Origin of the sequence: Micromonospora sp. NRRL B-16802, assembly GCF_001279555.1 — a bacterium.
GTDB classification, from domain to species: domain Bacteria; phylum Actinomycetota; class Actinomycetes; order Mycobacteriales; family Micromonosporaceae; genus Micromonospora; species Micromonospora profundi.
The window spans coordinates 1-8,527 of the sequence record NZ_LGEB01000090.1 but is presented as its reverse complement, the minus strand read 5'-3'; the positions used below and the strand labels follow the sequence as shown (position 1 = coordinate 8,527).

The window sequence follows — 8,527 nt, the reverse complement described above, 5'->3', positions numbered from 1 at the left end:
CCAGCAGCGTCCGAGCTCGGGTTGGGGTACGCCGGAGCAGATCACCGACCCCGACTACTCCACCACCGCGTTCCTGAAGGGTTTGAAGCAGGTTGACGGCTGGCAGGACATGCCGCTGACCGTGGCCGCGCAGACGGTGCAGGTCTCGGCGTACCCGGACGCCTACGCCCAGTGGGAGCAGCAGGCCGCTGACCTGGTCGCCCAGTACTGGAACAGCTGACCCACCCGCATGACGCACCGACTGATGGCCGGCACCCCCAACACGGGGTGCCGGCCATCGGCATTACAGCCACGACCGATGGCCGGCACCCGAACGAGAGGTGCCGGCCAACGGCATGCCCGAGCCCGAGCGCGGAATTCAGGACCCCGACCCATCGTGTGCCGGCCAACGGCACACGCAAGGTTCCGACGCAAGCCAACCGGCACACACCCAGAGGTGTGGACGCCGGCCGGCGGTACCACGCCCGAAGGTGGGGACGGCGCTGGCGGCGTACACCTGGGGTTGTCAGGTCTTTGTGTGGTTGTGGCTGCGGAAGATGTCGATAAGCGCGGCGACAAGCGCGAGCGCGATGATCCCGGTGGCGAGCAGGAGGGACATCTCGAAGGCCGTGGTCCAGTTGCCGCGGCTGTCGGCGAGCGACGAGAAGAACATCGACCCGACGGCGGCGATGCCGGCGGCCGCGCCGATGCGCTGACCAGTTTGGAGCATGCCGGCGCCGCTGCCGGCCTGGGGTACGGGCACTTGGGCGAGGGTGAGTGTCTGGTTGGGGGCGATGACCAGGCCGCTGCCGATGCCGGCGACGAGTAGCGGCCCGGCGGTGACCAAGGGTGCGGGGGCGTGCGGCCAGAGGTGCAGCGCGAGGGCTGTGGCGGCCAGCCCGAGTACGACGGCGAGCAGGCCGATGGCGACCAGAGGTCGGCCGAAGCGGTTGACGATGCGGCCGCCCAGTGCCGACGCGGCGGCGGAGCCGAGGGCGAACGGGGTGATGGCGATGCCGGCGACGAGTGCGCTGTAGCCGAGGCCGTTCTGGAGGAACAGCGTGAAGATGAAGAAGATCGCGGTGAAGCCGCCGAAGTAGACCAGGGCGATGATCGATCCGAGTGTGTACGACTGGAAGGTGAACAGCCGCAGGTCGAAGAGGGGTTCGTGGTGGCGCGCGTACCGCCGCTCCCAGAGTCCGAAGGCGACGAGGACCGCCAGGCCTGCGGGGATGAGCGCCCATTTCCAGGGGGTCCGCCACTGTTGCTCCTGCACGAGTGGCAGCAGGACCAGGACCACTCCTACGCCGAGCAGCAGCACTCCGACCGGGTCGAGCCGGCGTCGGCCGATCCTTCCCGGGGGGCGCGCGGGCAGCAGGCGCCAGCCGAGGATCATCGCGATGATGCCGACGGGCACGTTGACGAAGAAGACCCACCGCCATCCGTGTGCCTCGCCGCCGAGGGCGATGAGGAGCCCGCCGAGCAGCGGCCCGACGGCGGTGGAGATGCCGATCGTCGCGCCGAGCAGCCCGAACGGGCGGGCCCTTTCCGGCCCTCGGAACAGTTCCTGGATGAGCCCTGTCACCTGAGGGTTGACCACGCCTGCGGCGGCACCCTGGAGCAGCCGGGCGGCGACCAGCCAGGTGGGGGAGGTGGCCAGGCCGGCGAGGGCGCTGGTGGCGGTGAACAGCCCGATGCCCAGCACGAATGCGTTGCGCCGGCCCCGGGCGTCACCGAAGCGGCCGGCAGGCACGAGGACCAGGCCGAAGGTGAGCGCGTACCCGGAGAGGACCCACTGGAGGTCGCTTGGGGAGGCGTGCAGCGCGCGGTCGATGGAGGGCACCGCCACGTTGACGATGCTCACGTCGAGCAGCGTCATGAACGCGGCGACGAGTCCGACGCCGACGGCCTGCCAGCGTCTGCGTTCGTCCACCGCGTCACTCATCGTGCCCCCCGCTGATGGCCGATCACGCTTGCCTGACCGCTACCCGGGTCAACGGGGGGCGAACCGTCGCGGGTGGAGCGACGGATCACGCCATCTGGCGGGCGCAGAACCGCGGGCCGAAGTCGAGCCCTGCCATCGGCGAGTCCTCGCGGTGCAGCAGGCCCTTCTCGGTGAGCATGTGCAGCGGTTCGTGCACCTGCTCCTCGGTGAGCCCGGACCCTTCGGCGATCAGATCCGGATAGGGCACCTGGCCGCGTGCTTCGAGGGTGGTGACCGCCTGGAACACCCGTTGCTCGATCTCCGACAGCTGCACCTGCTGCATGATCGCCTCCTTTGCTCGCCCGCCTCAGCGCGGACGGTTACGCCGCGTCGGTTACCCCCTGGGTGGCCGAAAATGCCCACCCGATCGGGCGGTCGGCGGGCCTGCCGTACCCCGTTCGGGTGGCGGGTGGTGCCCTAGGCTGCATCAGTGATCGTCTGGGATCTCGTCGTCGTCGGCGCCGGCCCCGCCGGGCTCTCCGCGGCACATGCCGCAGCCCGGGCCGGCCTTCGTACCCTTGTTGTCGAGCGGGCCGCGCACCCCCGGTACAAGACCTGCGGCGGCGGCCTGATCGGCACGTCCCTGGCGGCCGTACGGGACCGCATCGAGGTGCCCGCGGCCGACCGGGTGGACCGGGTGACGTTCACCCGCGACGGCCGCCGGGAGTTCACCCGCCGCAACGGCAGCCCGGTGCTGACGATGGTGCGCCGCGAGGAGTTCGACGACCGGCTGCGCGCGGCGGCGGTCGCCGCCGGCGCGCAGATGCGGGAACGGGTCGCGGTCCGCGCCATCGAGCAGGACCCCGAGGGGGTACGCCTGCGACTGGCCGACGGTACGACGCTCACGTCCCGTGTGGTGATCGGCGCGGACGGGTCGTCGGGGGTGACCGCCCGGCATGTGGGTGTGCGGTACCGGCAGGTGGATCTGGGGCTGGAGTTGGAGGTGCCAGTGCCGCCCGCCGAGCAGGAGCGCTGGCGGGGGCGGCTGTTGCTGGACTGGGGCGCGCTGCCCGGCTCGTACGCCTGGGTGTTCCCGAAGGGCGACCGGCTGACCGTCGGCGTGATCGCGGGCCGAGGTGCGGGGGAGGGGACCCGCGCCTACCTGCGGGAGTTCGTCGACAGGTTGGGGTTGACCGGGCTGCCGGCGGAGCACGACTCGGGTCACCTGACCCGCTGCCGCGAGGAGGACTCGCCGTTGCGGAGGGGCCGGGTGCTCGTGGTGGGGGACGCGGCCGGGCTGCTGGAACCGTGGAGCAGAGAGGGCATCAGCTTCGCGCTGCGCTCCGGTGAGCTGGCTGGCGCGGCGGTCGCCGACGGGGACCTGGCCGGCTACGAGCGTGCGGTCGCCGAGCGCCTGGCGCCGTCGATGCGGGCGGGGTTCCGGCTGCTCGACCTGTTCACCGCTCGCCCGACGGTGTTCCACGCCCTGCTGGCGACCCCGCCGGGGTGGCGGATGTTCGTCCGGTTCTGCCAGGGGCGGGCGGGCTTCGACGAGATGATGGACCGCCGACCGGTCCGGATGGCGCTAGCGGCGCTGGAGCGGCTGCCGAACCCACGCCGCGCGCAGCTCGCCGACGCGCCAGGCTGATCTCGCCCAGCTGATCCTGGTCAGCGGCGGCTCTTCAGTCGGCTCTTCACCAAACACCCAGGATCCTAGGACGCCTTACGCGACGTGCGCGGCACCACGGCACAGCGCAGACCGCGCCAACCTGAAGTACTGGCGCGACGCAGGTGGGTCACCTGACAATGAGGCGGAGCAGGGGAGGTGCTGATGGCCGAGCAGCCGTTCACCGACGACGAGTACGCGTTCCTGCGCCACATCCGCTTCGGGGAGTTGCCGCCCGCCGTCCGTCCGGACGAGCGTGTCGCGCTGACCGAGACCGATCCCGGGCGTGATTCCCCACAGGGGTCCGAGGATCCGGTGCGCTGGAACGTGCAGGGCTGAGAAACGCGCGACGGGCCGAAGGTGTCGCCACCCACGGCCCGCCGGTCGTGCCCTGCTGTCAGAAGACCGGTACGCCCTCGCGTACCAGCCGCCAGTTGGGCTGGAAGAAGTCGGCCGGGTCGATAGTGCCCCTGGCCTGCGCCCAGTCGATGAGCAGTTGGCGGATCTCCTGCTGAGCGTTGTAGACCTGCGTCTTCACGATGCCCGGGAAGTTGCCGCCGCCGCTGCGCCGGTAGTTGTTCACCGCCACCACGAACTGCGCGTTGTCAGCGACGGGGGTGCCGGTGCCCGGCAGCATCAGGCGGGTGATCCGCTGACCCACCGGCCGGGAGATGTCGATGTCGTAGTCCAGGCCGGAGATCACGTCGTAGTTGTAGTCCGGCACCGCAGGGTCGCTGATCTGCTCCGGGTCCACCGGGGCGCCCGGGGCGAGGGTGCGGAAGTACTTCGCCGAGAACTCCAGGTACGCGCGCACCTCGGCTCCGCTGAGCACGACCGCCTCGAGGGTGTTGTCGTACACGTACAGCCCTGCCACGTCGCGGATCTTCACGTCGCCGGCGGGGAAGACCGCCGTGCGACTGAACGGCGCCGCGATCGACAGCACCGGCAGATCGGCGTACGGGGTGCCGGCCAGCGCCGCGCCGACGACCTCGGTCTGCACGTGGTTGATGAAGTCAAGGATCGGCGTGTCCTTGTACCGTGACTCCGCCGCCGACAACTCCACCGTGGACTGGGCGACCACCTGGTTGACGTACGCCACGGTCTTCTGGTGTTGCCTGCGCACCGCGGCGAGGACCTTCGGGTCCTCGACCACGGTGTTGGTGTTCAGCATAGTGGCGGTCTTCCTGGTGATCGTCCACCGGCCACGCTCACGGGCGAGGGTGAAGTCCATCCGGGTGAGCCGCTGGCCCCACTTCGACGGCTCGGAGAGCAGCACCTGCGCGCCGGTCCGCTCGTTGGTGACGAACCGTTCCACCACCTCGTTGTGCGCGTGACCGAAGAGGATCGCGTCGATCCCCGGCACCTGCTGGGCGATCAGCGCCACCGGATTCTCGTTCGGCAGCTCGGGGCCGTAGCTGGAGGTGCCGCTGTCGCCGCCGTGCGCCGAGATCAGCACGAGGTCCGCGCCGCGCGCGCGCATGACCGGCACCCACTTCGCCGCTGTGGCGATCATGTCGTCGAAACGCAGCCTGCCTTCGACGTTGCCCCGGTCCCAGATGGCCACGCCGGGGTTGGTGAGGCCGAGAATGCCCACCCGCAGGGTCGGCGCGGCGAAGCCGAGGGAGACCTTCTTGATGACGTACGGCAGGAAGGCCGGCTTGCCGGTCTTCGCGTTGACCGCGTTGGCGGCGAGAGCCGGGAAGCCGAGCTGGCGGATCCACAGGTCCAGCAGCGGCAGACCATAGTTGAACTCGTGGTTGCCGAGCGTCACCGCGTCGTAGTCGATGATGTTCATCGCCCGGGCCATCGGATGCTTCACGCCGGTCTCGGTGATCGGCTCCTGCTTGGCGTAGTACGTCGCCAGGGGCGTGCCCTGGATGGTGTCGCCGGCGTCCAGCACCAGCGTGGCCTTGCCACGTCGCTCGGCGCGGATCTGGTTGATGAGGGTGGCCAGCTTCGCCACGCCGACGTCGTTCTGCCTGCTGTCGTCGTACTCGGCGTCGCGGTAGTAGTCCCAGTTGTAGACGTTGCCGTGAGTGTCCGACGTACCCAGCAGTGTGAGGTCCCAGGTGCGCGGCCGGGCCGGGCCGCCCGCCTGCGCGGGGGCGGCGGCGATCAGCGGCGCGCTCGCCGCCGCGGCCGCGGCGGCGAGCACCCGGCGACGCGACGGGCCGGAGGGAGAGGTCATGTCGTGCCCTTCCATGGGGGTCGATGCGCCTCGTGAGCGCCTCGCGCACCATAACCAGAGCCGGTGGCTCCCGCCACGCCTGCCCGCCGGCCCTTGCGGTTTCCGCAGGCCACCGCAGGGTAGGGCAGTCAGGGACCGGAGCAGCGCCGCAGGAGGAGATGTCGGTGAGCAACGACCAGCACACCCCACAGGACCCGACCAGCCAGTACGGGCAGCAGTCCGGCCAGCCCGGCCAGCAGCAGACGCCGCCCGGCTCGACCGGCGAGATGACGCCCAAGCCGGACCACGGGGAGGAGTCGTACCGGGGCAGCGGCAAGCTCGACGGCAAGCGGGCGCTGATCACCGGCGGTGACTCGGGGATCGGCCGGGCTGTCGCCATCGCCTTCGCCCGCGAAGGCGCCGACGTGCTCATCTCGTACCTGAGCGAGGAGGAGGACGCCGACGCCCGGGAGACCATCCGACTCGTCGAGGCCGCCGGCCGCCGGGGCATCGCCGTCCGCGGCGACATCACCGACGAGGCGCACTGCCAGGAACTGGTCGACCGGACGGTACGCGACCTGGGCGGCATCGACATCCTGGTCAACAACGCCGCCTACCAGATGTCGCAGGACAAGGGCATCCTCGGCATCAGCACCGAGCAGTTCGACCGCGTCCTCAAGACCAACCTGTACGCGATGTTCTGGCTGTGCAAGGCCGCCGTTCCGCACCTGCCCGAAGGGTCGGCGATCATCAACACGGCGTCGATCCAGGCGTTCGACCCGTCGCCGCAGTTGCTGGACTACGCCACCACCAAGGCGGGGATCGCGAACTTCACGAAGGCGCTCGCCGCCGACCTGGCCGAGCAGGGCATCCGAGTCAACGCGGTGGCGCCCGGTCCGATCTGGACGCCCCTGATCCCGGCCACCATGCCGAGGGAGAAGGTCGAGCAGTTCGGCACCGACACCCCGGAGGGCCGGCCCGGTCAGCCTGCGGAACTCGCGCCGGCGTACGTCTTCTTCGCGTCCCAGGAGTCCAGCTACGTCACCGGCGAGATCCTCGGGGTCACCGGCGGTCGACCGACAAAGTGACCTGCTGCCGGGTGGGCGTCCGCAGGGCTGCCCACCCGGCAGCCGCGCGTTCCGTCGGGTCGTTCGACTGTGGCCGCGTTCGCCCCGGTCGGGCCTCAGCAGGTGTCGGGCCTCAGCCGATCTCGCCGTCAGCGTGGCCAGGCGGCGAAGCGCTGCCGGACCTGGGCGACGTCGGCAGCGTTCAGCCCGTAGCGGCCGAAGCGCTGGTCGGACAACCGGTCGAGGTAACGGCCGGCGGCCCGCACGTCGGCCGGGTCCAGGGCCGGATCGACCTGCCGGGCCAGCACCAGCAACTCCGTCACGTCGTAGTGCTCCAGGGCCGCCGCCACGTCGATGAAGTCACGGACCTCCCGCCTGTTGACCAACGCCGCGATCTTGTTGGCGACCAGGTCACGGACGTCCATCACCGGCCCGAGATCCATCACCACCGGGCTCTGCCGCCGGTCGAGCCGGGCCAGGCTGAGCCGGATCTGCCGCCCGTCCCGGCTCACCACGAAATCCTTCATGTCCTGGTCGTACCCGTCGAACAGGTCGGCCAGCTCACTGTCCGGGTCAGCGTCGGTGACGGTGAACCCGGCCCGCTCCAGCGCCACGCGTACCCCGGTGGAGGCAGCCGCGGCAGCGCCCTCCACGTCGGCGAACAGGTCGACGTCCTCCGTCGGGCGGGCGACCAACCCGTGCGCGGCCCAGGCCACCCCGCCACCCAACACGAACCGGTACGGTCCGGCGGCAGTCAACGCGACCCGGGCCACCTCCCGGTAGAACTCGTGCAGGTGTGGGGCGATCACGCCGCGCGCAGGCCGCGGTGCCGGCTCTCCCACGCCAGGCGTACGCCCCGGGGCAGGTTCAGCAGCCGCCACACCCGACGCAGTGTCCGCCCGTTGATCAGGACACGCAGGTCCTCGGCGCGGGTGGTCTCGCGCAGCACGTTCTCGTACATCCAGAGGAGCTGGTCCGGGTCGCCAAGGTCGAAGGTGCGCTCGGCGTTCCACATCAACCGCACCGGTAACTCCACCACGCCCCGGGTCGGGCCGGCCAGCTCCGCAAGCGTCCGCGCCACCACGGCAGGGCGACCCGGGCGGGCCAGGAAGGCCACGTCGGTCGCGGTGGGGGAGACGGCCTGCATGCTGTCAGGGTAACGCCCCGCCAGTCCGGGTGTCGCTCACCGCGCAACTATCGCCCCGGAATGACTCCCGCGTAGTGGCTGCCCGAGATGGCGGGGTGCGTCGCGGCTGGGGGGCACCGTGCCCGGCTCGCGGTCTTGGGCGGTCCGCCGAGGTGGCCGGGCATGTTGCGGGTAGTCGCGACCGGGGTGGGGCCACCGTGCCCGGCTCCGGGCGGTCAGGCTTGATCCCCTGGGCCGGGCACGGAGGCCCCACCCGGTCCGTGGTCCGCCGTCTCTCGCCTCTTGCTGCGCCCTTGATCGACTCGAGATCATTGATGTCGGGGTGTCCCGATGCGGCGGATACCCCGGTTCCCTTGATATCGAGTGGATCATCGCCGCAACGGCCAGTCTGACCCGACCGGGCCGTGTCATCCTGGGCGGTATGTCCGGTCCTGGGTGGTGTGGGGTGTGACCGGTCGCATCCTGGGGCCGGAATCGTGGCGGCCCCGGCCGGGTTACATACCCTGACGGTCGCAGTACCACCGGCCGCAGGCCACCCCCTCGCGGGGATGCATCGCCTGGCCCGCTCGGCGCAGGG

Annotated in this window: 8 protein-coding genes and 1 pseudogene; 4 read left to right on the top strand and 5 right to left on the bottom strand. The window is 70.9% G+C overall.

Annotation, left to right across the window (positions count from 1 at the left end):
• Window positions 1-220: pseudogene (locus ADK66_RS25345) on the top strand (hypothetical protein); the annotation flags it as partial.
• Window positions 221-505: 285 nt separating this feature from the next.
• Here the strand turns inward: ADK66_RS25345 and ADK66_RS25340 are convergent.
• Entirely contained in the window at window positions 506-1,924 is a 1,419-nt protein-coding gene (locus ADK66_RS25340; RefSeq protein WP_053659568.1) for an MFS transporter, read from the bottom strand.
• 85 nt (window positions 1,925-2,009) lie between these two features.
• On the bottom strand, window positions 2,010-2,246 hold the full coding sequence (locus tag ADK66_RS25335; RefSeq protein WP_053659566.1) for a hypothetical protein: 237 nt from the start codon (window positions 2,244-2,246) through the stop codon (window positions 2,010-2,012).
• A 147-nt stretch (window positions 2,247-2,393) separates the two neighbouring features.
• Between ADK66_RS25335 and ADK66_RS25330 the strand changes: the two genes are divergently transcribed.
• Both ADK66_RS25330 and ADK66_RS32000 read left to right on the top strand, forming a co-directional pair.
• Complete coding sequence (locus ADK66_RS25330; protein WP_053659564.1) at window positions 2,394-3,551, top strand: geranylgeranyl reductase family protein; 1,158 nt, start codon at window positions 2,394-2,396, stop codon at window positions 3,549-3,551.
• Between the two features lie 183 nt (window positions 3,552-3,734).
• Window positions 3,735-3,908 carry a hypothetical protein gene (locus ADK66_RS32000; protein WP_167943892.1) on the top strand — a complete coding sequence of 58 codons (174 nt, stop codon included), beginning with the start codon at window positions 3,735-3,737 and terminating at the stop codon, window positions 3,906-3,908.
• A gap of 58 nt (window positions 3,909-3,966) precedes the next feature.
• On the opposite strand, the gene ADK66_RS25320 is transcribed toward ADK66_RS32000, so the two are convergent.
• A complete protein-coding gene (locus tag ADK66_RS25320) occupies window positions 3,967-5,757 on the bottom strand; it encodes a bifunctional UDP-sugar hydrolase/5'-nucleotidase (protein ID WP_053659574.1) in 1,791 nt (596 codons plus the stop codon).
• Window positions 5,758-5,921: 164 nt separating this feature from the next.
• Here ADK66_RS25320 and ADK66_RS25315 point away from each other — a divergent pair, with 164 nt between their 5' ends.
• Entirely contained in the window at window positions 5,922-6,824 is a 903-nt protein-coding gene (locus tag ADK66_RS25315; RefSeq protein ID WP_053659572.1) for an SDR family oxidoreductase, read from the top strand.
• A 128-nt stretch (window positions 6,825-6,952) separates the two neighbouring features.
• On the opposite strand, the gene ADK66_RS25310 is transcribed toward ADK66_RS25315, so the two are convergent.
• Window positions 6,953-7,612, bottom strand: a complete 660-nt coding sequence (locus tag ADK66_RS25310) for a nucleotidyl transferase AbiEii/AbiGii toxin family protein (protein ID WP_053659570.1) — start codon at window positions 7,610-7,612, stop codon at window positions 6,953-6,955.
• Window positions 7,609-7,950: a hypothetical protein gene (locus tag ADK66_RS25305; protein ID WP_053659560.1), complete on the bottom strand. Its 342-nt coding sequence runs from the start codon at window positions 7,948-7,950 to the stop codon at window positions 7,609-7,611. The genes ADK66_RS25310 and ADK66_RS25305 overlap by 4 nt, the downstream gene beginning before the upstream one ends.
• Between the last annotated feature and the right edge of the window lie 577 nt (window positions 7,951-8,527).

Excerpts from the sequence above, each read along its gene's own strand:
- ADK66_RS25305 (WP_053659560.1), bottom strand. The coding sequence starts at position 7,950 with ATGCAGGCCGTCTCCCCCACCGCGACCGACGTGGCCTTCCTGGCCCGC.
- ADK66_RS32000 (WP_167943892.1), top strand. The coding sequence starts at position 3,735 with ATGGCCGAGCAGCCGTTCACCGACGACGAGTACGCGTTCCTGCGCCAC.
- ADK66_RS25320 (WP_053659574.1), bottom strand. The coding sequence starts at position 5,757 with ATGACCTCTCCCTCCGGCCCGTCGCGTCGCCGGGTGCTCGCCGCCGCG.
- ADK66_RS25340 (WP_053659568.1), bottom strand. The coding sequence starts at position 1,924 with ATGAGTGACGCGGTGGACGAACGCAGACGCTGGCAGGCCGTCGGCGTC.
- ADK66_RS25335 (WP_053659566.1), bottom strand. The coding sequence starts at position 2,246 with ATGCAGCAGGTGCAGCTGTCGGAGATCGAGCAACGGGTGTTCCAGGCG.